The sequence below is a fragment of the Bradyrhizobium sp. ORS 285 genome, assembly GCF_900176205.1.
GTDB lineage: Bacteria > Pseudomonadota > Alphaproteobacteria > Rhizobiales > Xanthobacteraceae > Bradyrhizobium.
Map to the genome: position 1 here is coordinate 4,981,268 of NZ_LT859959.1, position 23,773 is coordinate 5,005,040.

A 23,773-nucleotide genomic window follows, 5' to 3' on the forward strand; every position below is an offset into this window, starting at 1 on the left:
GGAAACTATTTTAGACCTAAAATATCTCCTGGCAAGCCCCTTCGGTTCCCGACGCGGCTCAATTGCCCTGGAAGACAGGCTTGGACTTCGCGGCAAAGGCCTCGAATGCGCGGTTGAAATCCTCGGTCGTCATGCACAAGGCCTGGGCAACTGCCTCCGCCTCGATCGCTTCTTCCACCGACATCGCCCATTCCATCGCCAGCATGCGCTTGGTCATGGTGTTGGCGAAGGTCGGACCATTCGCGATCTCGGTGGCCAGCGCCACGGCCTGCGTCAGCACGTCGTTCGGCGCAACGATCCGGCTGAAGAAGCCCCAGCGCTCGCCCTCGTCGGCGCTCATGAAGCGGCCGGTGTAGAGCAACTCGGACGCACGCGACTGGCCGATGATGCGCGGCAGGATCGCACAGGCGCCCATGTCGCAGCCGGCAAGACCGACCTTGTTGAACAGGAACGCGACCTTGGCGCCGGTCGCGGCGAGCCTGATGTCGGAAGCCATCGCAACGATCGCGCCGGCGCCGGCACAGATGCCCTCCACGGCCGCGACGATCGGCTGCGGACAGGCGCGCATCGCCTTGACGAGGTCGCCGGTCATCCGCGTGAACGCGGTCAGGCCTTTGGTGTCCATCTTCACCAGTGGCCCAATGATCTCGAACACGTCGCCACCGGACGAGAAATTTCCGCCCGCGCCGGTCACGACGATCGCCTTGACGTCGTCGTCGAACGCGCAGGCGCGGAAGAAGTCGGTCAGCTCGCGATAGCTCTCGAAGGTCAGCGGATTCTTGCGTTCCGGCCGATTGAGCGTCACCGTCGCGACGCGATCCTTGACCGTGAGCAGGAAATGGCTCGGCTTGTAGTCAGCCAGCGGCACGGTGACGGGATTGGCGGGTTTGGACATGGTGACTCCCTGTGCTCGGTTCTTGTGATTGGAAGACGCGGTTCAGACTTCGCCGCCGGCGACGGCGATCGCCTGCCCCGTGATGGCGCCGGCGCCTGTGCCGCACAGCCACAGCACGGTATCGGCGACCTCCTGCGGCTTGATCAGCCGCCCCTGCGGATTGTGCTTGGCCAGTTCGGCGACCGCCTGCTCGCGGCTGCGGCCGGTCTTTTTCATGATGTTGTCGACGCTGTCGGCGACGAGGTCCGTATCGGTGAATCCAGGGCACACGGCGTTGACAGTGACGCCTGTGGCGGCCAGCTCCAGGGCAAGCGATCGCGTGAGGCCGACGACCGCATGTTTTGCGGCCGTGTAGGCGCTGACATAGGGATAGCCCTTAAGGCCCGCGGTCGACCCGACCGCAACGATGCGGCCGTAAGGCTGTGCCTTCATCGCTGGCAACACGGCCTGCACCGCGTGCACCACGCCCATGAAGTTGACGTCCATCATGCGGCGGAACAGCGCGGCATCGGACTTCAGGAACGGCGCGGACTCCGCGCTGCCGGCGTTGGCGACGAGAATCGTGATCGGTTGCCGCTCGGCGGCAGCCGTCACCGCCGCAGTCAGCGCCGACTGATCGGCGACATCAGCAACGGCAGCGTGGTCGGCAGAGCCGGCCGCGATTGCCTCATCGAGCGTTGCGCGGCTACGCCCGACGATCGTCACGGTTGCGCCAGCAAGCTTCAGAGCGCGCGCGATTTCGCGTCCGATCCCGCGTCCGCCGCCCGTGACCATCGCATGCGCTGCTGCAGGCAGTCCGGACATGCGCGCGTCTCCTTATTTCTTGCCATACGATCGCAGCTTGCAGATTATTTTAAACTTCAAATTTTTGCAACAACACGGCCGAAGCGGCTTGACACTCTTGTTGACGCGGCTAGCGTTCGAAGGCCCTGGAGCAAGCAGCGTTGCGCCTCGGGCTGATCTCGGAGGTCTGCGTGTCCCCGTCGCAAATCCTGACCACGAAGGACGGCCGCTTCGGCTACGAGGCAGCGGGAGCGCCTGATCGGCAAACTCTGGTGTTCCTGCACGGCATCGGCGGCGCGGCGCGCGCCTGGCGCGGTCAGCTTGCGCATTTCGGCGAGCGCTTCCATGCGGTGGCTTGGGACATGCCGGGCTACGGGCAATCCGCCAGACTCGAGACGGCAAGCATCACCACTCTCGCCGGGGCGCTTCAGGACTTCCTGATCCAGATCAACGCCCGCAATCCGATCCTGGTCGGCCACTCGATCGGCGGCATGATCGTCCAGGAATGGCTGATGACTCATGCGCAGGCTGCGAGCGCTGTGGTGCTGGCGCAGACCAGCCCGGCGTTCGGCAAGGCCGATGGCGACTGGCAGAAAGCCTTCATCGAGGCGCGCCTCGGGCCGCTCGATCGCGGCGCGACGATGGCATCGCTGGCTCCGGACCTCGTGAAGGAATTGGTCGGCGACGACCCCGACCCGCAGGGCCTCGAACTCGCGACCTCCTGCATGGCGGGCGTGCCCGAGGCGAGCTATCGCGCCAGCATGCTGGCGCTGCTCGGCTTCGACCGGCGGCAGGCCCTGAAGGAGATCAAGGTGCCGACGCTGGTGCTGTCGGGATCGAAGGATCGCAACGCACCGGCGCCGATGATGGAGAAGATGGCGGGCTTCATTCCCGGCGCTCAATACGTCGAGCTCGAAGGCGCGGGTCATCTCGTCAATCTCGAACGTCCCGGCGAATTCAACGCTGCGCTCGACTCCTTTCTGAAATCATACGCCACGACGACTGCGGAGGCACGATGACCATCCAGGTCCAGAAGACGGCAACGGCATCCGGTGAGGCGCTCGATGCGCCGATGTTCGATCCGGCTGCGTATCGGCTGACGCCTGAGCAGGCCGACATCATCACTCGCGCACGACAGCTCGGCCAGAGCGTGCTGGCCGGGCGCGCCGCCATCTGGGACCGCGAGGCGACGTTCCCGACCGAGAACTACAAGGACCTGCATCGCGCCGGCCTGCTCGGCATCTCCGTTCCCAAGGCGCTCGGCGGGCTCGGCGCCGGCTACCAGACCTACGCGCTGACGGCCGCGGAGATCGGCCGCTATTGCGGCGCGACCGCGCTGACCTGGAACATGCACGTCTGCTCGACCCTGTGGTCGGGTCCGCTCGCCGATGATCTCGACATGGACGACGACGTCCGCGCCGAGCACCAGCGGCGGCGCGCGATCCACTACAAGCGCATCGTCGAGGACGGCGCGATCTACTCGCAGCCGTTCTCGGAAGGCGGCGCGGCCGCGGCGGGTGGCGTTGCGTTTGGTACCGAGGCGAAGCCGGTCAAGGGCGGCTGGCTGGTCAGCGGCAAGAAGATCTTCGCCTCGCTGTCCGGACACGCTGACTACTACGGCGTGCTGTGCACCGAGATCAGCGAGGGCGAGAAGGCGTCGCGGCGCAACACGCTTTATCTCGCGATCCCGGCCAAAGCTGAGGGCGTCTCGGTGGTCGGCGACTGGGATCCCCTGGGCATGCGCGGCACCGTTTCGCGCACGCTGATCTTCAAGGACGTGTTCGTCGACGAGGATGCGGCGCTGATGCCGCGGGGCGTCTACTTCCAGGCGGCGATGCGCTGGCCGCACATGTTCATGACCTTGTCGCCGACCTATATGGGCCTGGCGCAGGCCGCCTATGACTTCACGGTGAAATATCTGCGCGGCGAGGTGCCGGGCATGCCGCCGGTCAAGCGGCGGATGTATCCGACCAAGCAGATCGCGGTGGCGCAGATGCAGATCAAGCTGGAGCAGATCAAAGGCATCTGGTTCCAGGCGGTGACCGAGGCGCGCGCCAATCCGACCAAGGAACAGGTACTGCGCGCCTACGCCGCGCAATACTCGGTGATGGAAGGCGCCAACGAGCTCGCGGCGCTCGCCATCCGCACCTGTGGCGGACAGTCGATGCTGAAGACCCTGCCGCTGGAGCGCATCTATCGCGACAGCCGCTGCGGCTCGCTGATGCTGCCGTGGACCGCCGAGCTTTGTCTGGATCGCATCGGCCGCGAGGCGCTGTATGAGCCCGGCGAGACGGACGAGTAGAGCGTGGACCTCTGCAGCCTGATCGAGCGCAACGCCGCGTTCACGCCGGACAAGCCGGCGATCCGTTTCGAAGGCGCGACGCTGACCTATGCCGACTTCAGCGCGCGTATCGCGTCGATGGCACGGGCGCTGAAGTCCGAATACGGTGTCGGGCGCGGCGACCGCGTCGCGATCCTCAGCCTGAACCGGCCGGACTATCTGGTCCTGCTGTACGCCTGCGCCCGGCTCGGCGCGATCCTGGTGCCGCTGAACTGGCGGCTGGCGGTGGCCGAGCAGGTCTTCATCCTGTCGGATGCCGCCGCCAAGGTGCTGGTGCTCGAGCAGGCGTTTGCGCCGGTGCTGCCAGCGCTTGCGGAGCAGCACCCCGAGACGATGCCGGTCGGCGTCGACTTTACGCCGGCCAACGGGCTGGCGATCGACGAACTGATCGCCCGCGGTCACGGCGATGATCGCAATCCGCACATCGATCTCTCCTGCCCGCTGCTGATCGTCTACACCTCGGGCACCACGGGCCGGCCGAAGGGCGCCGTGCTGCGCCAGGAGGCGCTGCTGTGGAACGGGGTGATGAGCCAGCATATGCATGGCCTCACCTCGGACGATCATGTGCTGACAGTGCTTCCGCTGTTCCATGTCGGCGGCCTCAACATCCAGACCACGCCGGCGCTGCATCACGGCGCCACGGTCACCTTGCATGCGCGCTTCACGCCGGACACGACGCTCGCGGCGATCGTCCACGAGCGGCCGACATTGACCGTGCTGGTGCCGGCAACCATCCAGGCCATCACTGAGCACCCCGGCTGGGCCGACACTGACCTGTCTTCGCTCAAGGCCGTCTCCACCGGCTCGAGCATCGTGCCGCCGGCGCTGATCGATCGCATCACCGCGCGTGGCGTGCCGGTGCTGCAGGTCTATGGCTCGACCGAGACCTGCCCGATCGCCGTCTACACGCGGCTCGGCGGCGATCTCTCGCGCGAGGGCTCGACGGGACTGCCCGGGCTGTGCTGCGAGGCGAAGATCATCGACCGCGATGGCGACGAGCTCCCGGCCGGCAAGGCCGGCGAGATCGCGGTGCGCGGGCCCAATGTGTTCTTCGAATATTGGGGCAATGCCAAAGCCACGCAGCAGGCGATTCACGATGGCTGGTACCGCACCGGCGACATCGCGCAGCGCGACGCCGACGGGTACTTCTTCGTGCTCGAGCGAAAAAACAACATGATCATCTCGGGCGGCGAGAACGTCTATCCCGCCGAGATCGAGCGCGTGCTCGGCGAGCATCCCGACGTCGTCGATTGCGGCGTGATCGGCCGGCCCGATCCGCGCTGGGACGAGGTGCCGGTCGCGTTCGTCGTCAAGCGCAAGGATTGCGCGCTCGATGCGGAGACCTTGCGCGCGCATCTGCAATCGCAGCTCGCGCGCTACAAGGTGCCGCGCGATATTGTCTTCGTCGACGATCTGCCGCGCACCGCGCTCGGCAAGGTGCAGCACCATCTGCTGCGCCAGAGGCCAGATGATCGATAAGGAGATCCGCTTGTGAAGATAGCAGTGCTCGGCGGCGGCAACGGCTCGTTCGCGGCGGCGGGTGATTTCGCGCTGGCAGGCCACGAGGTCCGGTTCTGGCGCCGTGATGTGGAAGCTGTGGCGCAGCACAGAGCGGCGGGCTCGACCATCACCGTCAAGGACGTCAACGGCCGGCACGAGGCAAAGCTCGCGCTGGTGACGACCGATATCGGCGAGGCGGTCAGCGGCGCCGAGCTGATCCTTTGTCCGGCGCCGGCCTTTGCGCAAGCCGACATCGCTAAACAGCTCGCGCGACATCTCACCGATAGCCAGGTCGTGTTCCTGCCGCCCGCGACGTTCGGCACGATGATTTTCGCCGCCGCCGCGCGCGACGCCGGCAACACGGCTCGCGTCAGCTACGCCGAGACCGGCACCCTGCCCTGGCTGACGCGCAAGCACGGGCCGTTCGAGGTCGCGATCACGATTCGCGCCAAGCGCCTGCCGGTCGGCGTCTTCCCGTTGAACACCGCCGAGCATGCGCTCGCCGTGATCGGCAAGGCGTTCCCCGGCGTGATCGAGCCGTGCGGCGATGCGCTGTCCGGCGCGCTGATGAATGCCGGTTGCATCATCCATCCGCCGCTGATCGTGATGAATGCCGGGCCGATCGAGCATTTCGAGCGCTGGGACATCCACAAGGAAGGCACGCAGCCCGCGATCCGCCGGGTGACCGATGCGCTGGACGCGGAACGGATCGCGGTGCGCGAGGCGCTCGGCTATGGCGCGCCGCATTTCCCGCTGGCGCATCACTACGCGAGGGAAGGCGAGATCTGGATGTATGGCCGCGGCTCGCATGACCGGCTCACCGACTCCGGCGATTGGCGCGAGCAGTTGGTGCTGACGCAGCATCGCTACATGCGCGAGGATCTTCGGCTCGGACTCTCATTCCTGATCTCCGCGGCGGAGCTGACCGGCACCGCGACGCCGCTGGCTCGCGCTTTCCTCGCCATCGGCGGCGCGATCTGTGGTGAGGATTTCATGGCGACGGGGCGCACGCTCACGAGCCTCGGTCTCGGCGGTCTCGATCGATCCGCCTTGCAGACGCTGCTGCGCAATGGGTTCGCGGCATGAGCGCGCGCGGACACATCACCTGTCTCGGCGCCGGCCGCATGGGCCGCGGCATCGCCGTGGCCTTCGCCTATGCCGGTCATCCCGTCACGATGATCGACATCAAGCCGCGCACCGCCGAGGAGTTCGCCAAGCTCGAGCGCGACGCGCGCGGCGAGATCAGCGCGACGTTCGCGACATTGGCGCGCCTCGGGATGCTGCAAGCGACCGATGTCGACAGGCTGATGGGCAAGATCGCCGTCGCACCGGCGGCGGCGAGCCACGATGTGCTGGCGCAGACCACGCTGGTGTTCGAGGGCCTGCCGGAGATCGTCGATCTCAAGCGCGAGGTGCTCGGTGCGGTCTCGCGCGCCGTCGGCGCTGACGTCATCATCGCGTCGACGACGTCCACCATCCTGGTCGATGATCTTTCCGGAGCGATCGAGAAGCCCGAGCGCTTTCTCAATGCGCATTGGCTCAATCCCGCCTATCTGATCCCGCTGGTCGAGATCTCGCCGGGCAAGGCCACCGATCCCGATGTCACGGCGCGGCTGAAGGCGCTGCTCGAAGGCATCGGCAAGGTGCCGGTGGTGTGCGCGGCGACGCCGGGCTTCATCGTGCCGCGCATCCAGGCGCTGGCGATGAACGAGGCCGCGCGCATGGTCGGCGAAGGCGTCGCCAGCGCCGAGGAGATCGACAAGGCGATCCGCTACGGCTTCGGCTTCCGCTACGCTGTGCTCGGCCTGCTCGAATTCATCGACTGGGGCGGCGGCGACATCCTGTACTACGCCAGCCGCTATCTCGAAGGCGCGCTGGGCAGCGACCGCTACCGCGCGCCTGACGTGATCGAGCGCAACATGGCGGAGGGGCGCATTGGCTTGCGGACAGGGGCGGGGTTTCTCGATTATTCCGGGATGGATGTGAGCGCCTATCGCGAGCAGCGGCTTGGGGCGCTGGTGGAGATGCTCAGGCATTTCAAGCTGGCCCGGCCGCCGGTGGTGGATTGAGGGCGGCAGGGGCCGTGGAAACGTAGGGTGGGCAAAGGCGCGTGGCACGCTGCACATTGTAAGCTGAGCTCTCTCGCGCCGTGCCCACCGTCTCGCTTCCGCTTGCCTGGATAGATGGTGGGCACGCAACCGCCCTGCGGGCGGCTGCTTTGCCCACCCTACGGCAGCAGCGCCCGGAGCTATCGACCGATGTTAGCGGCGACTGCAACAACAAACTCCGCCGTCGTCCCGGCCTAGTGCGCAATTGCGCACGCGGCGCCGGGATCCATACCCCCAGGAACCTGTTTGAGGCAGGCTGGTCATTGGCATTGTGCCCATCACCTCTGCTGCGGAGTATGGGTCCCGGATCGGCGCCATGCCGCGCTGGCGCGCGTCATGGCTTGTCCGGGACGACAGTTGTGGGTGCGGCAAATTCACGCTTCAAACAGCTACGACATCGCGGACGTGTCATTGCGATCTCGCAGCGCGTTGCGCCCGAGTTGTGCGATCAGTTCGTCCCTCGCAAACATGCAGAGGGCGCAGGGAATGCCGGGTGACAGCCTCACCCATGGCCCGCCTGCGGAAAAAAATGCAGGCGGCAGGTACCACAGGCAAAGCCGGAACACGCCGGCATTCCCTGCGCGATGGGCTTACGGCTGCTTCGCGATCTCCCCGGTGCGCCGGGCTTGTTGGCCACCGTCGTTCACGTGATGCGTCAGCACCAGCACGAACTTGACCTCAGCGTCGGGAGGCCAGGACCACGCGACTTGACCGTCCGCGAGCGATTGTTCGTCCGCGCCCTCGTTGCCGAAAACGCTGCGACCTCTCGCGGCCACCGCTCCCCGCCTCGCGTGTCGTGACGATCGCGCGCTACGCCCCTTCTGCTTGAGGCGGGATGGGGAGAGAGAACCATATATTCCGAAAAATGGCAAGTGATTTATTTTTTTCGGAATATGCCTCGAGGCTGCGGATCGTCATCGACTCTCTTCGCCGTTTGAGGCGACCTGCCTCCGCGACCACGGTGCACTCCCCTCCCCCTTGCGGGGAGGGGAGCAGACTGTCCCCAGGGCGAGTGCTTGCGACCCACCGGGGAAATTAGCCGAACACGTCCTGCAGCACGCCGGCCTTGATCACGGCGACCCCATCCAGCTCGATCGTCGTCCCCATCATCGGCAGGTCGAAATGGCCGGCGGTGTAGCGGCCGGCGAATTCGTTGGCGCCGGTGGAGAACAGGAAGTTGCCGGGGACGGCGCGCAGTTCGGTGCCGTTGGTGTCGCGCTGGTCGTACATGGTCAGTGCCTCGTAGCGCGCGCCGGGGTTCATGCCCCAGCCGACATGCGAGACGGCATAGGCCTCGCGGTCGCCCCAGGACGCGAGATAGGCGCGCATCATCGCGGCGTCGGCGCCCTCGCCTTCCAGGTTGGTGATGTAGTCGTCCCGCATGGTCAGCGTGACGGGTGACGACAGATAACGCTTGAAGGTGAGGTTGATGTCGCCCGGCGCCATCACGATGGTGCCGTTGACCGATTTGCTCTTGGGGAAGCTGACGACGATGCCGCCCGGCCAATGCGCCAGCGTGCCGGGACGATCGGTCCAGCCCCAGACGCCGACGGTGGAGGCACCCTCCATGACGACGTCGAGATCGGTGCCGGCCTTCGACGTCACGCGCATCCGCTTGGTGCCGCGCAGCATCTTGGCGGCGGCACGGACGCGCTTTTCCAGCGCCGCATCGGGCCGCATGCGCTCGAGCGCTTCGGGATGTTCGTTCGAGATCACGAGAATGCGCGCGCCGGCTTTGAGGATGTCCGGCGTCTCCACGGCGTGCATCAGGCCTTCGATGGTGCAGTCGACGACGAAGCCGGCCTGCTGCAAGGCCGTCACGACGGGGCCGAGCTTGCCGATCGCCTCCGAGGCGCCGGTCGAGCGCACCGGCACGGGATGCGGATTACGCGGGGTCGGCACCACGACATGGAAGGGACGCGCGCCCATGCGCAATAGCGCCAGCTCGGCGATGTGCACGTTGAGCGGACGCGACTGCGTCTCCGACAGGATGGCGGCGGTGTCGCCGGCCTTCACGGCGCAGCGCTCGAAGATCTCGCAGAATGCGTCGATCCATTTCGCCTCGATGCGATCCGCCAGCATGGTCGTTCTCCCGAATTGTTGTTGGTTGTGTATCAGACTGAAGGGAAGCCGCGCAGCAGATAGGCGCGCAAGCCCTGCAGCAGGGCGTTGAGAATGAGGCCCAGCAGCGAGATCGTGATCAGCGGCACGAACATGTCGACCGCCTGGAAGGTGCGCGCGGCGGTGACGAGAACGTGGCCGAGCCCGTCGGTCGAGGTGATCATCTCCGCGAGGAACACGACGATGCAGGAGATCACGAGGCCGATGCGGCAGCCGGTCAGGATCGAGGGCATCGCCGCCGGCAGCACCACCTTCCACAGCACGTCACGCGGCTTTGTGCCGGCGGCGAGCGCTGACCAGATCAGCTTCTGCTCGATGGTGGTCGCGCCGTAATAGGTCGACAGCAGGATCGGAAACAGCGCATCAGCCGCCACCAGCATGATCTTGGATTCGTGCCCGAAGCCGAGCAGCAGCAGGAAGGCCGGATAGAGCGCGACCTTCGGCAGCGGCGCCAGCACGCGGACGATCGGCTTAACGGCGGCGTTGATCGGCGGGCTGACGGCGGCGGCGATGCCGAGCGACACGCCGATGATGACGGCGATAGCGAAGCCGGCGAAGAGCCGGAACAGGGTTGCGGCGATGTCCTGCTGGAACGTGACGCTGGAGAGCTGCTGGCCCATACGAAGAAATACCTGCCCGGGAGGCGGCAGCAGGGTCGCCGGCGCGTAGCCGAACGACACGAGGCCTTGCCATAGCAGCAGGACCAACGCGATCGGTGCCGCGCCCAAAAGGATATCGTTGGAGGAGCGCGTCATGAGAAGCTCAGGGGCATGTCGAATTGCGGCTCCGACCAGCGCACCAGGGCGCGCCTGACGATCTCGAACGCGGCATCGAGGCAGATGCCCATCGCGCCGACGATGATGATCATCGCGAACACCGTGTCGTACTGGCCCATGTCGAGCGCGTTGAACAGGATGTTGCCGGCGCCGGACTGCCGGGCGATCATCTCGCTCGTCACCATCGTGATCAGCGCCAGCACCAGGCCGGTGCGGCAGCCGGTGAGGATCTCCGGCAGCGCGGCGGGCAGCACGATGCGCAGCAGGCGCTCGGCCGGCGACAGCCCCATGGCGGCGCCCGACCACAGCATCTTCTCCTCAACCGCCTTGGCGCCCTCAAAACTGTGATAGATCACGGGCAGGCTGACGCCGAGGAAGATCACCAGCGTCTTCGAGATGTCGCCGACGCCGAGCCACAGCATGATGATCGGCATCAGTGCGGCCTTCGGCACGGGATAGATCAGCATCAGCAGCGGATTGAAGAAGGCGGCGGTGGCGCGGCTGCGGCCCATCAGCAATCCCAGCGGGATCGAAAACGCCAGCGCGAGCCCGAAACCGATCGCCATCCGCCGCAGCGAGGCCAGGATGTTGATCAGCGATTCCTTGTCGGTGAGGATCGGCGGGATCGCGCGCAGCGATTCCAGCGCGGTCGGGAAGCTGTCGTTCTTCAGCCCGAGCGAGGCGAGCTGCCACGCAAGCAACAGCCCGCAGCAGGCCAGCACGGGCGCGAGCGGCTTCAAGACGCCATTCATGACGGCAGCTCGTTGTCGCCGGAGGCGTCGAACATGCGCTCGATCTCGACGATGTAGTTCTGATAGCGCGGATCGAGCAGCAGCTCCTCGCGGCGGCGCGGCCGCGGCAGGTCGATGTCGATGACCTCGCGGATGCGGCCGGGCGAGCGCGACATCATGACGACCTTGTCGGAGAGGAACACGGCTTCCTCGACCGAGTGCGTCACGAACAGCACGGTCTTGCGGTCGCGCTCCCAGATGTCGAGCAGGTCGTTCTGCAGCCGCGTGCGGGTGTGCGCATCGAGCGCGCCGAACGGCTCGTCCATCAGCAGCACCTCGGGGCCATAGGCCAAGGTGCGAGCCAGCGCGACACGCTGCTTCATGCCTCCGGACAGCTCCTTGGGATAGAACTTCTCGAACCCGGTGAGGCCGACCATCGCGAGCAAGGTCCGCGCCAGCGCCTCGGCCTTCGACGCCTTCATGCCCTGCTGCAGCGGGCCATACATGACGTTGCCGAGCACGCTCTTCCACGGGAACAGCGCGAACTCCTGGAACACCGGACCGCGATCGGTGCCGGGGCCGGTGATCGGCTTGCCCTTCATCTTGGCGGCGCCGCTGGTCGGCTTGACGAAGCCGCCGACGATGTAGAGCAAGGTCGACTTGCCGCAGCCGGAGGGACCCAGGATGGAGACGAAGGCGCCCTCCTCCACCGAGAGCGAGATATCCGACAGCGCGACGTGGTCGCGGCGCGACGAGGTCTTGAACACCTGCGAGACGTGATCGATCTCGATTATCGGCGTGGCCGCACGGCGGCCGAGCGGCACGCCCGCGAGTTGGCCAGGTCGGATCGGGGTCACGCCCATGTCAGCTTCTCTTTCCGATGCAGCACGCTCACACGCTCCACCATATTGCTCGAGGACTGCCGCAGATTAGCAAGAAACCTGCCAATCGTCGCTCGCGCACGGTCATTCCTGATCCTGATCGAACCAGGGCCATTCAGCAGGCCCCTCGTGCGTGACGGCACCGAGCGGGGCCTGTCCGACCAGCTTGGCATATTTCGCCAAGGCGCCGGCGCGATGGCGCGCCGGTCGCTGCGTCCAGGCACTGCGACGTGCGGCAAGCTCGCGCTCATCGAGCAGCACATCGAGCGTGCGCGCTTTCGCATCGATGCGGATGGGATCGCCATCCTTCACCAGCGCCAGCGGGCCGCCGACGAAGGCCTCCGGCGAGACGTAGCCGATGCACATGCCGCGGGTGGCGCCGGAGAAGCGGCCGTCGGTGATCAGCGCGACCTTCTCGCCCATGCCCTGGCCGTAGATCAGCGCGGTGACCCCGAGCATCTCGCGCATGCCGGGGCCGCCGACTGGCCCTTCGTTGCGAATGATCAGCACCTCGCCGGCTTGATAGTTGCGCGCGCGGACGGCGGCGACGCAGGCCTCCTCGTCCTCGAATACGCGGGCGCGGCCCTCGAACACCAGGCTCTTGAGCCCGGCGACCTTGATGACCGCGCCATCCGGCGCGAGATTGCCCTTCAGCACGGCGACGCCGCCGTCGGCCATGATCGGCTTCGCCGGCGCGAATACGATCTCGCCGTCCGGCGCATTGGCCGCGCCATATTCCTCAGCGAGCGTGCGGCCGGTCACCGTGATGCAGGAGCCGTCGATGTGGCCGCTCTCGATCAGCGCCCGGATCACCACGGCTGCGCCGCCGATGTCGTAGACGTCCTTGGCAGTGTACTTGCCGCCGGGACGGAGATTGCCGATCAGCGGCGTGCGCGCGAAGACTTCGCCGACATCGTCGAGCGTGAAGCGGATGCCGGCCTCGTTGGCGATCGCCGGCAGATGCAGCGCCGCGTTGGTCGAGCCGCCGGTGGCCGCGACGATCGCAGCACCATTCTCCAGGGATTTTCGCGTGACGATGTCGCGCGGCAGCGGTCCGCCGTTGGCGAGCATCTGCATGATCAGCCGCCCCGCGGCGCGCGCGACATGGCCGCGCTCGGCATAGACGCCGGGGATCATCGAGACGTTGGGCATCGACAGCCCCATCGCCTCCGACAGCATGCCCATGGTGTTTGCGGTGAACTGTCCGGCGCAGGCGCCGATCGTCGGTAGGCAGGAGCGCTCGATGCCCTCCAGCGTGGCGGCGTCGATCTCGCCGGTCATGTAGCTGCCGACGGCCTCATAGGAGTCGAGCACCGTGAGCGTGCGGCCCTGATACTTCCCGGGCAGCGCGCTGCCGCCATAGATGAAGATCGAGGGCACGTTGCAGCGAACCATGCCCATCATCACGCCGGGCAAGGTCTTGTCGCAGCCGCCGAAACCGATCAGCGCGTCATAGGCGAGGCCGTGGACCACGGCTTCGATCGAATCGGCGATCAGCTCGCGCGAGAACAGAGAGAACTTCATTCCCTCATGGTTCATGCTGATGCCGTCGGACACCGAGACGGTGGCGAATTCGCGCGGCGTGCCGCCGGCCTCGGAGACGCCCGTCTTGGCGGCATCGACCTGGAAGTCGTGCGTCATGTTGCAGGGCGTCTGCTCGCCCTTCTGGCTGACGATGCCGATCATCGGCTTGGCGATGTCGGCATCATCGAGACCCATCGCGCGCATGAAGGCGCGGTGCGGGGCGCGGTCGAGCCCCTCCACCGTGACGCGCGAGCGCAGCTTCCTCATCGACACAGGCTCCGCGTGCGCCCTACTGGATCGGCGCGACGATCGAGGGATGCTTGAACTGGGCGACGTCGAGCTTCGGCAGCATGCCGGTCTCGGCGTAGATATCGAGCATCTTCTGGATCGCCGGGAAGTTCGGCGCCGCGACGGGATCGCGGCCGAAATCATTGTCCTTGAGAAGATAGGTCTCGATGACGGGCACCGGCACCTTCATCACTTCGGACACGACCTTGAGCGTCTCGTCTCGGTTGGCGAGCGCCTTCTTCATGCCGGCGGTGATGTCGCGGACGTATGCCTTCACGAGGTCCGGGTTCTTGTCGACGAAGTCGGCGCGGCAGGCTTCGAGGATGTGGACGATGTTCGGCATCGCCTCCGAGAGCTGGAACAGCTTGCGGGTGCCGCCCTTGGCCTCGGCGCGCGCGGCGAACGGCTGGTTCATATTGACGGCATCGACGCGGCCCTGGCGCAGCGCGTCCTCGGCGACCGCGAAGCCGACCTCGACCAGCTTGATGTCCTTGGCGGGATCGAGCCCGGCCTGCTTCAGCAGCAGGTTGAACGGGCCCTGCGTGCCGCCGCCGATCACGGAGATGCCGACGGTCTTGCCCTTGAGGTCAGCGATGGTCTTGATCGGCGAATCGTCCTTGACCGCCCAATACACCGAGAACCCGCCCGGCTTCTCATAGACGTGCTGCGCCACGATGTAGGCCTTGAGGCCGCCGCCGACCACGCCGTTCGACAGCGACAGCGGCGCCTGGGTGGCGCAATCCAGCGCGCCGGCGGCGAGCGCCTGCGTCATCGGTGCCGTGCCCTGGAACTGCGTCCACTCGATGTTGTAGGTCTTGCCGAGATCGGGAAACTCGCTCGGCCGCTTCATCATCCAGTACTTGGATTCCTCCGCCGGAATGGTCCAGCCGACGCGGATCGTCTGCTGCGCGAAGCTCGACCCTGCACTCGTCGCCAATGCGACCGCCGACAACGCCGCCAGCATTAACCGTTTCCGCATCACGCCCCTCCGAAATCGTTTAAAAGGAACCTCGCCGGGAATGTTTCATGTCTCAAATATCGGTGCAAGCGCGGAAAACGCTCCGTGCTTGCCTCAGCCGTGAGCAAGAGCCGCTGTGCAGCGCGGCGAGGCTGTGGCGCTCAGGAATGCCGTCAACCGTGTGTCGTGGATATGTCAGCAACGCAAGGTCGTGCGGCGCAGACGACCGCTCAGCCGACTGGCGCTGCCGCGCCGCACGCGCTAGGGAGAGGCCCCGAATTGACCTTAAGGAGTTCTCTCGATGTCCATCCAGCGTTTTGAAGTCGGCCCGCGCATGAGCCAGGTCGTCGTCCACGGCAATACCGTCTATCTGGCCGGTGTCGTCGCGCAGAAGACCGCCGGCGAGAGCGTGACCAAGCAGACCGAGGAAATTCTCGCGATCATCGACGGCCACCTCGCCAAGGCCGGTACCGACAAGACCAAGCTGTTGTCCGCGACGATCTACCTCACCGACATCAAGACCTTCGGCGAGATGAATGCGGTGTGGGACGGCTGGGTCTCCGCCGGCAACACGCCCGCGCGCGCCACCGTCGAGGCTGGGCTGGCTGCGCCGCAGTACACGGTCGAGATCATGGTGATCGCGGCGAAGTAAGTTGGTGCGCTGCGCAGCTGCAGTGAGACGCACGCTTGTGCGTCTTGCTCGCTGCACCTCTCCCCGCTTGCGGGGAGAGGTCGGATTGCATCGTCAGATGCAATCCGGGTGAGGGGGTACAGGTCTCACCGCAAACGCACCTGGCGCGTTTGCCCCTATTCACACTACCCGTGCCGCTGCCCCTCACCCCGGCCCTCTCCCCGTGAAGAACGGGGAGAGGGAGCGCAGCGAGTTCGCGGCTTCTATTTAGTCTCGTGCCGGCCGGTGTTGCGATTGAGCGGGTCGCGGCGCTCGCGCGTCAGCCCTTCCGGTAGCACTGGTTCGGTGCCGGGTAAGGGCTCGGCGCGGACGTCGGCGCCCCACTGCTCCTGCTGGCGGGCTGTGGTCTCGTCCTTGACTTGCTGCGGTTGGGGCAAGCCGTCCTTGCTGACGGGGTCGTAGGCGCCGGAGCGCAGGTCGCGTGTGTCTCTGCCTGTCATGACTCTTCAACAGATGTCGTCACGCATTCGTTCCTCATGGCCACGAGGAACAGAGCGCACGTCGATGAGGCGCGACGGCCGGCCCCGCAGAGGCGCCGGCCGCGCGGGTCTCATCAGGTCAGCGCGTTGGTCGTCGGCGTCGCGTTCATCTGATCGCGCTGCGCGGCGCTGTCGGGGCGGGCCGGGCCGAGGTTGGGCACCTCGCCGAGCGGCTCGAAGCCGGGGCGGATCGAGAACTGGCCCTGGCCATCAAGCGACGGTCCCTCGGAGTAGCGGCCGGGCTCCGGCGGCGTGCCGTTGCGCTCGGTGCCCATGAACATGTAGGCGAACTCGGTCGCCTCCTTGCTGCGATCGAAGCTGTTCGGGATCGGCAGCTGGCCCGGGCCGAGGTCCTCGATCACGGCAAGCCATTGCTGCTGATGCATGGTGTCGCGCGCGATCAGATAGCTCAGCATGTCCTGCATGCCGCGATCGGCGGTCGAGTTGTAGAGCCGCACGGCGAGCGTGCGCCCCGTCGCTTCGGCTGCGACGTTGCAATACATGTCAGCAGCGAGATTGCCGCTGGCATAGATGTGCGAGCAGTCGAACGGCACGCCGTCGGAATTCGCCGGGAACGCCGCCATGCCGGTCGAGAGGATATGCCGGTGCAGCATGCCCTCGATGACGTGACGCGGCCGCTCGCCGCCGCTCATGACGGCGCCGACGACCGGGTTCGCCTGCAACGTGGTCTCCTGCATCGTCGCCGGCGCATTCTCGAGATTGAGCGCCACTGCCGTCGCCAGCATCTCGATGTGGCTGATCTCCTCGGTCGCCGTATTGAGCAGCACGTCGCGATATTTGGCGGGGCCGCGGGCACCCCAGGCCTGGAAGAAATATTGCAGGCAGACGCGGATCTCGCCCTCGACGCCGCCGATCGCCTGCTGCAGCTGACGGGCGAAGATCGGATCAGGACTCTCCACCGCCACCGGATACTGCAGCCGCTTGTCAAAGTAGTACATGCAAAGGTCTCCTGTTCGAAGTGACCTCGCGGCAATGATGTGCTGTGACGGCTGTTCCTACGGCCTGGGCGCCGCAGTTTTACAACGACTCTAAAGCGGAGCCTTCCTAATCCAGGTTAGGACGCGCACCGCATGCGCGTGACCGATCGTCGCGGATCAGTGCCGCTCGCGGATACCGTCGACATCGACCGCAAGCCGCTTGATCTTGTCGTACAGCGTCTGCTTGGGCACGCCGAGCATGGTGGCTGTCGCCTGCACATCACCCAGCTTGCGGCGGAGCGCGTCCTCGATGATCGAGCGCTCGATGTTCTCCAACTGCCGCGGCAGCGACAGCTCGGACGACGTGGCCGCGGACCGGCTCAACACCCTCCGGTCGAGCACGCCGAGCACGAAGCGATCGGCGACGTTGCGCAGCTCGCGGACATTGCCGGGCCAGGCATGGCCGAGCAGCAGCGACATGGTCGCATCGTCCACGATCGGCGCGTCGCGCTCGAAGCGCTTGGCCGCATCCAGAGTAAAGTGCTCGAACAGGATGGGAATGTCCTCGCGCCGCTCGCGCAAGGGCGGCAGCTCGATGAAAGCGACGCCGAGGCGGTAGTAGAGGTCGGCGCGGAACTGCTTGCTCTCGCTGAGCTCGTAGAGATTGGCCTTGCTGGCGGCGACGACCCGGCAATCCACCGCAACGGTCTTGTTCGAGCCGACGCGCTCGATCGCGCGATCCTGCAGCGCGCGCAGCAGCTTGACCTGGACGCTGAGCGGCATGCTCTCGATCTCGTCGAGGAACAAGGTGCCGCCATGGGCGTACTCGATCTTGCCGATGCGCTGCTTGGTGGCGCCGGTGAACGCGCCGGCCTCGTGGCCGAACAATTCGCTTTCGACCAGCGATTCCGGCAGGCCGCCGCAATTGACCGCGACGTAGTTGCCGCCACGCCTCGTGCTGTGATTATGCAGGCAGCGTGCGACGACATCCTTGCCGGTGCCGGTCTCGCCATAGATCGTGACGTCGACATTGGTCGAGGCGAGATTGGCGACCAGGCGCCGCACCTCCTGGATCTGCGGCGAGCGGCCCAGCAGGCTCGCCTCGATGCCCTGACGGTCGGCGAGCGCCGAGCGCAAGGTACGCACCTCGAGCGTGAGCCTGCGCTTGTCGAGCGCGCGGCGGACGACCGAGACGAGCTGCTCCGATGAGCACGGCTTCTCGATGAAGTCATAGGCGCCGTTGCGCATCGCCTCCACCGCCATCGAGATGTCGCCATGGCCGGTGACCAGGATGACCGGCAGGTCCGGATCCAGCCGATGCAGCTCGGCCAGCCATGCCGTGCCGCTCTTGCCGCGCAGCTGCACGTCGGAGACGACCACGAACGGCATGTCGGCGCGGACGACCGCGCTCGCCGCTTCGACCGAGGCGAACGGCGTCACCGGGAGGCCGGCGAGCTGCAGCGCCTGCACGGCGCCGATGCGCACGTCCTCGTCGTCCTCGACATAGATCACGCCGACCGGCTGTTCAGAACTCATGAGCGGACCTTCTCATGCGGCGAGCGGCAGCAGCAGGACGAACTCGGCGCCCATGGGCTCGCAATTGCGCGCCCGCAGCTCGCCGCCGAACGAGCGCGCGATGTGATTGGCGATGACGAGGCCGAGGCCGAGCCCCTTGCCGGCCGGCTTGGTCGTCACGAACGGCTCGAACATGCGCTGCAGAACATCGTCAGCGATCGCCGGCCCGCTATTGCCGATGGCGATACGGCACTGCCCCTCCTCGCGCTCGGCGCTGATGGAGATCGACTTCTGCGCCGCGCCCTCGACGGCGTCGAGCGCGTTGGCGACGATGTTGCAGAGCAGCTGTTCGAGCCGGATCTGTTCGGCGCGGACATGCAGATCCGGCGCGAGATCGATGCTGATGTCGACGCCGCCATCCTTCACCCGCGCGCCAAGGATCTTCAGCGTCTCGGCCACCGCCTGCTCGACCGCAACAGCCTCAAGAGGCGCGTTGGATTTGTAGGCGAACACCCGCAATTGACCGGTCAGGCGCGCCAGGCGGCGCACCAACTCGCCGATGCGGACGAGATTGCCGCGGGCCTCGCCGATCATGCCGCGGTCGACGAACTGCACGGCGTTGTCAGACGCGGTCTGCAGCGCCGCGAGCGGCTGGTTGATCTCGTGCACCATGCCGGCCGACATCTGGCCAAGCACGGCGAGCTTGCCGGCATGCACGAGCTCGTCCTGCGCGGCGCGCAATTCGGCGGTGCGCTCCTGCACCCGGATCTCCAGCCGGTCATTGGCGGCCTGCAGCGCGGCCTGGCTCGCCAGCCGCTGCCGGATCTCGCTGCGGCGCTGCGCGAGCAGGCCGAGCAGCAGCAGCGCCGCGATGCAGGCGAGACCCGACAGTGCACCGATGACATAGGCCACGCGCCGGATCGGCGCCTCGTCGTCGAGCAGCATCAGCTGCCATTGCCGCTCGTGCAGCGGCCGCTCGTCGATGCTGTAGACAGCGCCACGCTCGGTCGCGACCCGCCCGCCGCGATCCGCGCGCTCCATGACGGTCCAGCCGAGCGGCGCGAGGCTGGAGCTGCCATAGGGCTTGGACGTCGCGATCTCCTCCAGCGCATCGACTGCGAGCGGCGTCAGCGGCCGGAAGCGCCACTCGTCACGGGAGGCTAGAATGGTGACGCCGCGGGCGTCGACCAGCAGCATGTCCGCGCCGCGGTTGCGCCATTCGCGCTCGAAGGCATCGAGGTTGACCTTGACCACGGCGACGCCGATCGTGCGCCCATCGTGCTTGATCGCATAGGACAGATAATAGCCGGCGCGGGCGCTGGTGATGCCGATGCCGAAGAACGCGCCGCGGCCGGTCGCCAGTGCCTGGCGCATGTAAGGCCGATAGGACAGATTGCTGCCGACCGGCGTCCCCGGCTGGTCGAAATCGGCGGCCGCGATTGCGTCGCCGTCCACGGTCAGCACATAGAGGTTGTCGGCGCCGGCCAGCAGATTGATCGACTTCAGGTACAGGCTGACACTCTGCTGCAGCGCGCGGTCATCCGGCGTACCGAGCAGCCTGAAAACATCGGCCGAGGTCTCCAGCAGGGACGGCAGATATTCGAAGCGCGAGAGATAGCCGTCGAGCTGGGCGGCCTCGACCGCCAGCCGCTGCTGGGCTGCGGCGTGGCGCTGATCGAGCCCGCGGGAGAAGGCGACGGCATAGCCGAGCCAGGCCGCTGCGCCGACCAGCGCAACAGCGAGGAGTCCGCGCAGGAGCCAGCCCGCGCGCCCCCGGACCATGGCGGCATCGGGATGTCCCTCGAGGCCGATCCGGATGGGAAGGTCCGTCATCTCCTGAGCCAGGCAAATCCGGGGCGTAGCGGGCCGCGCCCATCGCGCCCGCATCAAGCCCTAAGTCTACGATCTTGCTCCGGAATTTGCGACAGTAAAATCGGCCACCCGGACCTCGCGAGCCATCCAGCGGCGGCCGGGACAAGGGCACAGCCGCGACGGTCTCGGCGATCAATGCAGCTTCACATGCGGCTCGGTGCGGCGGGTGATCAGGCGCGCCAGCGTATCCAGCGTGACCTTGGCGAGGCCGTGCAGCGCATATTCATGCATCTTGTACAGCGCCAGATACATCATGCGGGCGAACAGGCCCTCGAACACCAGATTGCCGCCGACCAGCGCGCCCATCATCGAGCCGACGGTCGAGAACTCGCCGAGCGACACCAGCGAGCCGAAATCATGGTAGCGATAGTCGCTGAGCGCCTCGCCCCGGATGAAGCGCGGGATCTGCTTGGTGAGATGTGAGGCCTGCTGGTGCGCCGCCTGCGCTCGCGGCGGCACGTTGCCGCGCTCGCCCCACGCGCAGGCCGAGCAGTCGCCGATCGCGAAGATGCGCTCGTCGCGCGTGGTCTGCAGCGTCTGCTTGACCACGAGCTGGTTGATGCGGTTGGTCTCCAGCCCCGCGATGTCCTTGAGAAAGTCCGGCGCCTTGACGCCGGCGGCCCAGACGATCAGCTCGGCCGGGATGACGCGGCCATCGGCGAGGCTGACATGATCGGCCGCGACCTCGGCGACCTTGGCGCCGACCAGGACCTCGACGCCGAGCTTTTCAAGCAGCTTGCCGGTCTCGCTCGAAACGCGCTCGGGCAACGCGGGGAGCACCCGGGGCGCGGCCTCGATCAGCGTGATCTTGATGTCCTTCTCGGCGTCGACCTGGTCGAGACCGTAAGCCACGACCTCGCGCGTCGTGCGGTGCAGCTCGGCGGCGAGCTCGACGCCGGTCGCGCCGGCGCCGATGATCGCGACCTTGAGCTGATGGGCGGCGATCGGCGACGATTGCGAATGGGCGCGGATGCAGGCGTTGATCATGCGCTCGTGGAAGCGCCGGGCGTCGCGCTGCGACTCCAGCTTGATCGCGTGATCGACCACCCCCGGCGTGCCGAAATCATTGTTCTGGCTGCCGATGGCGATGACGAGAACGTCATAGGGAATAGTCCGCTGCGGGGTCACCTCGCGCCCCTCGGCATCGAGATAGGGCGCGACCAGCACCTCGCGTTTGTCGCGGTCGAGCCCGATCATGTCGCCGATGCGGTAGTGGAAGCCGTGCCAATAGGCCTGCGCGAGGTAGTCGACCTCGTGCGCGGAGATGTCCATGCTGCCGGCGGCGATCTCATGCAGCTTCGGCTTCCAGACATGGGTGCGGTTGCGCTCGACCAGCGTGACGTCCAGCCTGCCCTTGCGGCCATATTTGTCGCCGAGCCGGGTCGCGAGCTCCAGGCCGCCGGCGCCACCGCCGACGATCACGACACGAGGGACTTCCGCCTGCGCAACGGCCATCACCAACTCTCCCCAAGGGGTGACCGTGGCGCTGCCGGTGTCACGCCGTCAGCGCCAAGTCCTCGATAACCTAGATGTCATCGATACCTTAGCAGATCATTTGATGTTGGCCGCATCACGATTGGGCCGTGCCAGCAGGTTCGCCGGCTCTGCTCGAACGGGCCGCGAGATGGCCCGCGCCGCATGGCGTCACCGCGCGCGAGCAGCGGCGACGCCTGCACGGCCACGTTGCTCAGCCGGTCGTGACGGCCACCTCGACATCAGACGGATCGATGTCGCGATCGAGCGCCATGCGCAGCTTGTCGCGGTCGAGCTCGCCCTCCCACCAGGCGACGATCACGCAGGCGACGCCGTTGCCGCAAAGATTGGTCAACGCGCGGCACTCGCTCATGAACTTGTCGATGCCGAGCACGATCGCCATGCCCGGAACGAGCTCCGGCCGGACGGCGGCCAGCGTTCCGGCCAGGGTAATGAAGCCCGCGCCGGTGATGCCCGACGCGCCCTTCGAGGTCAGCATGGCCACGAGCAGGATGGTGATCTGCTCGCCGAAGGAGAGATGCACGTTCATGGCCTGGGCGATGAACAAGGTCGCCAGCGTCATGTAGATGTTGGTGCCGTCGAGATTGAAGGAATAACCGGTCGGAACGACCAGGCCGACCACTGGCTTGGAGCAGCCGAGCCGCTCCAGCTTCTCCATCATCTGCGGCAGCGCGCTCTCCGACGAGGAGGTGCCGAGCACGATCAGGAGCTCGTCCTTGATGTATTTCAGGAACTTGAAGATCGAGAAGCCAGCGATGCGAGCGATGATGCCGAGCACGATGACGACGAAGGCGAGCGCGGTGAGATAGAAGGTCGCGATCAGGCCGGCGAGGTTGCCGAGCGCCTGCGGGCCATAGCGGCCGATGGTGAAGGCCATGGCGCCGAAGGCGCCGATCGGGGCCGCCTTCACGACGATCGCGATGACGCCGAAGATCGCATGCGCCGCATCATCGACGAAGGCCCGCATGGTGTGGCCGCGCTCGCCGAGGCTCATCAGCGCGATGCCGAACAGGATCGAGAACAGCAGCACCTGCAGGATCTCGCCCTGCGCGAAGGCGCCCACCACCGTGTCCGGGATGATGTGGAGCACGAAGTCGACCGATTTCATCTCGCTCGCCTGCTTGGCGTAGTTGGCGACCGCGGCGGCGTTGCTCTGGCCCTGGAACCCCGCCCCCGGCTGGATGAAATTGCCGACGATCAGACCCAGCGCGAGTGCGAAGGTCGAGACGATCTCGAAATAGATCAGCGCCTTGACGGCGACGCGGCCGACCTTCTTGACCTCGGAGACGTGGGCAATGCCGGAGACGACGGTGCAGAAGATGACCGGCGCGATCACCATCTTGATCAGCTTGACGAAGCCGTCGCCGAGCGCCTTGATCCATTCGTTCTTGCCGACCTCCGGCCATACCCAGCCGACGATGACGCCGAGCACGATCGCGACCAGGACCTGAACGTAGAGGACCCGATAGAACGGCTTCTTCGGGGCCGGAGCCGCCGTGGTGGTTGCAGACATCGTCTCTTCTCTCCCTGGTCCTACTCGGTCTACGTCTCGTTCAGCCGCCGACATCAGCGTCTGGAGCTGCGGGCGCGATGCTCTCCGAGCAGCTTGGCGGCCACGTCGACCCGCACGCCCGAACGCGCCGCGGCCGCGAGGGCACGCGCGCGAACGCCGCACAGGCGCAATCGCCTGCTCGCTGCGTCAAAAGCTCATGGGGATGTGGGCTAGCATCCGGACGTCCCCTCGCATCTGTTGTTGTCGAGCTGGCGCTCGTTTGGCGGCTCTTTAAGCAGCATCCGTGCCAGGGGACCGGCGGTCCGCGACCGCCGCATGTCGTCGGATATGCTCCTGTTTACAAAGCGTTAGCGATCTGACCGGGC

General features: G+C 66.4%; 20 protein-coding genes. 6 read left to right on the forward strand and 14 right to left on the reverse strand.

What is annotated here, in order from left to right:
- Positions 1 to 58: 58 nt before the first annotated feature.
- Together BRAD285_RS22450 and BRAD285_RS22455 are read right to left on the reverse strand one after the other, a co-directional pair.
- The gene (locus BRAD285_RS22450; protein ID WP_006612950.1) at positions 59 to 895 is read right to left on the reverse strand and encodes an enoyl-CoA hydratase family protein; all 837 of its coding nucleotides are present in this window, start codon (positions 893 to 895) and stop codon (positions 59 to 61) included.
- A 42-nt stretch (positions 896 to 937) separates the two neighbouring features.
- Complete coding sequence (locus BRAD285_RS22455; protein ID WP_006612951.1) at positions 938 to 1,699, reverse strand: SDR family NAD(P)-dependent oxidoreductase; 762 nt, start codon at positions 1,697 to 1,699, stop codon at positions 938 to 940.
- 170 nt (positions 1,700 to 1,869) lie between these two features.
- Between BRAD285_RS22455 and BRAD285_RS22460 the strand changes: the two genes are divergently transcribed.
- From BRAD285_RS22460 to BRAD285_RS22480, 5 genes are read left to right on the forward strand one after another with little or no spacing between them, the layout of a single operon-like run.
- Positions 1,870 to 2,697: an alpha/beta fold hydrolase gene (locus tag BRAD285_RS22460; RefSeq protein ID WP_035647084.1), complete on the forward strand. Its 828-nt coding sequence runs from the start codon at positions 1,870 to 1,872 to the stop codon at positions 2,695 to 2,697.
- Positions 2,694 to 3,980: an acyl-CoA dehydrogenase family protein gene (locus BRAD285_RS22465; protein ID WP_006612953.1), complete on the forward strand. Its 1,287-nt coding sequence runs from the start codon at positions 2,694 to 2,696 to the stop codon at positions 3,978 to 3,980. The genes BRAD285_RS22460 and BRAD285_RS22465 overlap by 4 nt, the downstream gene beginning before the upstream one ends.
- 3 nt (positions 3,981 to 3,983) lie before the next feature.
- On the forward strand, positions 3,984 to 5,498 hold the full coding sequence (locus tag BRAD285_RS22470; protein WP_006612954.1) for a class I adenylate-forming enzyme family protein: 1,515 nt from the start codon (positions 3,984 to 3,986) through the stop codon (positions 5,496 to 5,498).
- A gap of 12 nt (positions 5,499 to 5,510) precedes the next feature.
- The gene (locus BRAD285_RS22475) at positions 5,511 to 6,605 is read left to right on the forward strand and encodes an NAD/NADP-dependent octopine/nopaline dehydrogenase family protein (protein WP_006612955.1); all 1,095 of its coding nucleotides are present in this window, start codon (positions 5,511 to 5,513) and stop codon (positions 6,603 to 6,605) included.
- Positions 6,602 to 7,588, forward strand: a complete 987-nt coding sequence (locus BRAD285_RS22480; RefSeq protein ID WP_006612956.1) for a 3-hydroxybutyryl-CoA dehydrogenase — start codon at positions 6,602 to 6,604, stop codon at positions 7,586 to 7,588. The genes BRAD285_RS22475 and BRAD285_RS22480 overlap by 4 nt, the downstream gene beginning before the upstream one ends.
- A gap of 1,074 nt (positions 7,589 to 8,662) precedes the next feature.
- Here BRAD285_RS22480 and BRAD285_RS22490 read toward each other — a convergent pair.
- From BRAD285_RS22490 to BRAD285_RS22515, 6 genes are all read right to left on the reverse strand, one after another.
- Positions 8,663 to 9,709: a hypothetical protein gene (locus BRAD285_RS22490; RefSeq protein ID WP_006614890.1), complete on the reverse strand. Its 1,047-nt coding sequence runs from the start codon at positions 9,707 to 9,709 to the stop codon at positions 8,663 to 8,665.
- Positions 9,710 to 9,741: 32 nt separating this feature from the next.
- Positions 9,742 to 10,503 (reverse strand): ABC transporter permease, encoded by a 762-nt coding sequence (locus tag BRAD285_RS22495; RefSeq protein WP_006614889.1) that lies wholly within the window; start codon positions 10,501 to 10,503, stop codon positions 9,742 to 9,744.
- A complete protein-coding gene (locus BRAD285_RS22500; RefSeq protein WP_006614888.1) occupies positions 10,500 to 11,276 on the reverse strand; it encodes an ABC transporter permease in 777 nt (258 codons plus the stop codon). Before BRAD285_RS22500 ends, BRAD285_RS22495 begins: the two co-directional genes overlap by 4 nt.
- On the reverse strand, positions 11,273 to 12,118 hold the full coding sequence (locus BRAD285_RS22505) for an ABC transporter ATP-binding protein (RefSeq protein ID WP_006614887.1): 846 nt from the start codon (positions 12,116 to 12,118) through the stop codon (positions 11,273 to 11,275). Before BRAD285_RS22505 ends, BRAD285_RS22500 begins: the two co-directional genes overlap by 4 nt.
- A 102-nt stretch (positions 12,119 to 12,220) precedes the next feature.
- The gene (gene ilvD / locus BRAD285_RS22510) at positions 12,221 to 13,927 is read right to left on the reverse strand and encodes a dihydroxy-acid dehydratase (protein WP_035648511.1); all 1,707 of its coding nucleotides are present in this window, start codon (positions 13,925 to 13,927) and stop codon (positions 12,221 to 12,223) included.
- Positions 13,928 to 13,949: 22 nt separating this feature from the next.
- On the reverse strand, positions 13,950 to 14,927 hold the full coding sequence (locus tag BRAD285_RS22515; protein WP_006614885.1) for an ABC transporter substrate-binding protein: 978 nt from the start codon (positions 14,925 to 14,927) through the stop codon (positions 13,950 to 13,952).
- Positions 14,928 to 15,207: 280 nt separating this feature from the next.
- Between BRAD285_RS22515 and BRAD285_RS22520 the strand changes: the two genes are divergently transcribed.
- Entirely contained in the window at positions 15,208 to 15,558 is a 351-nt protein-coding gene (locus tag BRAD285_RS22520) for a RidA family protein (protein ID WP_006614884.1), read from the forward strand.
- A gap of 242 nt (positions 15,559 to 15,800) precedes the next feature.
- Here the strand turns inward: BRAD285_RS22520 and BRAD285_RS22525 are convergent, their stop codons facing one another.
- The 6 genes from BRAD285_RS22525 to BRAD285_RS22550 form a co-directional block, all read right to left on the reverse strand.
- The gene (locus BRAD285_RS22525; RefSeq protein WP_006610932.1) at positions 15,801 to 16,037 is read right to left on the reverse strand and encodes a hypothetical protein; all 237 of its coding nucleotides are present in this window, start codon (positions 16,035 to 16,037) and stop codon (positions 15,801 to 15,803) included.
- A gap of 113 nt (positions 16,038 to 16,150) precedes the next feature.
- Positions 16,151 to 17,035, reverse strand: a complete 885-nt coding sequence (locus BRAD285_RS22530; RefSeq protein ID WP_006610933.1) for a manganese catalase family protein — start codon at positions 17,033 to 17,035, stop codon at positions 16,151 to 16,153.
- Positions 17,036 to 17,191: 156 nt separating this feature from the next.
- Positions 17,192 to 18,550 carry a sigma-54 dependent transcriptional regulator gene (locus tag BRAD285_RS22535; RefSeq protein WP_006610934.1) on the reverse strand — a complete coding sequence of 453 codons (1,359 nt, stop codon included), beginning with the start codon at positions 18,548 to 18,550 and terminating at the stop codon, positions 17,192 to 17,194.
- Positions 18,551 to 18,562: 12 nt separating this feature from the next.
- On the reverse strand, positions 18,563 to 20,362 hold the full coding sequence (locus BRAD285_RS22540; RefSeq protein WP_050886805.1) for an ATP-binding protein: 1,800 nt from the start codon (positions 20,360 to 20,362) through the stop codon (positions 18,563 to 18,565).
- A gap of 171 nt (positions 20,363 to 20,533) precedes the next feature.
- A complete protein-coding gene (locus tag BRAD285_RS22545; RefSeq protein WP_035645634.1) occupies positions 20,534 to 21,856 on the reverse strand; it encodes an NAD(P)/FAD-dependent oxidoreductase in 1,323 nt (440 codons plus the stop codon).
- A gap of 232 nt (positions 21,857 to 22,088) precedes the next feature.
- On the reverse strand, positions 22,089 to 23,408 hold the full coding sequence (locus tag BRAD285_RS22550) for a dicarboxylate/amino acid:cation symporter (protein ID WP_006610937.1): 1,320 nt from the start codon (positions 23,406 to 23,408) through the stop codon (positions 22,089 to 22,091).
- Positions 23,409 to 23,773 lie beyond the last annotated feature (365 nt).

Excerpts from the sequence above, each read along its gene's own strand:
- BRAD285_RS22450 (WP_006612950.1), bottom strand. The coding sequence starts at position 895 with ATGTCCAAACCCGCCAATCCCGTCACCGTGCCGCTGGCTGACTACAAG.
- BRAD285_RS22455 (WP_006612951.1), bottom strand. The coding sequence starts at position 1,699 with ATGTCCGGACTGCCTGCAGCAGCGCATGCGATGGTCACGGGCGGCGGA.
- BRAD285_RS22465 (WP_006612953.1), top strand. The coding sequence starts at position 2,694 with ATGACCATCCAGGTCCAGAAGACGGCAACGGCATCCGGTGAGGCGCTC.
- BRAD285_RS22480 (WP_006612956.1), top strand. The coding sequence starts at position 6,602 with ATGAGCGCGCGCGGACACATCACCTGTCTCGGCGCCGGCCGCATGGGC.
- BRAD285_RS22490 (WP_006614890.1), bottom strand. The coding sequence starts at position 9,709 with ATGCTGGCGGATCGCATCGAGGCGAAATGGATCGACGCATTCTGCGAG.
- BRAD285_RS22495 (WP_006614889.1), bottom strand. The coding sequence starts at position 10,503 with ATGACGCGCTCCTCCAACGATATCCTTTTGGGCGCGGCACCGATCGCG.
- BRAD285_RS22500 (WP_006614888.1), bottom strand. The coding sequence starts at position 11,276 with ATGAATGGCGTCTTGAAGCCGCTCGCGCCCGTGCTGGCCTGCTGCGGG.
- BRAD285_RS22505 (WP_006614887.1), bottom strand. The coding sequence starts at position 12,118 with ATGGGCGTGACCCCGATCCGACCTGGCCAACTCGCGGGCGTGCCGCTC.
- ilvD (WP_035648511.1), bottom strand. The coding sequence starts at position 13,927 with ATGAGGAAGCTGCGCTCGCGCGTCACGGTGGAGGGGCTCGACCGCGCC.
- BRAD285_RS22515 (WP_006614885.1), bottom strand. The coding sequence starts at position 14,927 with ATGCGGAAACGGTTAATGCTGGCGGCGTTGTCGGCGGTCGCATTGGCG.
- BRAD285_RS22520 (WP_006614884.1), top strand. The coding sequence starts at position 15,208 with ATGTCCATCCAGCGTTTTGAAGTCGGCCCGCGCATGAGCCAGGTCGTC.
- BRAD285_RS22525 (WP_006610932.1), bottom strand. The coding sequence starts at position 16,037 with ATGACAGGCAGAGACACACGCGACCTGCGCTCCGGCGCCTACGACCCC.
- BRAD285_RS22530 (WP_006610933.1), bottom strand. The coding sequence starts at position 17,035 with ATGTACTACTTTGACAAGCGGCTGCAGTATCCGGTGGCGGTGGAGAGT.
- BRAD285_RS22535 (WP_006610934.1), bottom strand. The coding sequence starts at position 18,550 with ATGAGTTCTGAACAGCCGGTCGGCGTGATCTATGTCGAGGACGACGAG.
- BRAD285_RS22540 (WP_050886805.1), bottom strand. The coding sequence starts at position 20,362 with ATGACGGACCTTCCCATCCGGATCGGCCTCGAGGGACATCCCGATGCC.
- BRAD285_RS22545 (WP_035645634.1), bottom strand. The coding sequence starts at position 21,856 with ATGGCCGTTGCGCAGGCGGAAGTCCCTCGTGTCGTGATCGTCGGCGGT.
- BRAD285_RS22550 (WP_006610937.1), bottom strand. The coding sequence starts at position 23,408 with ATGTCTGCAACCACCACGGCGGCTCCGGCCCCGAAGAAGCCGTTCTAT.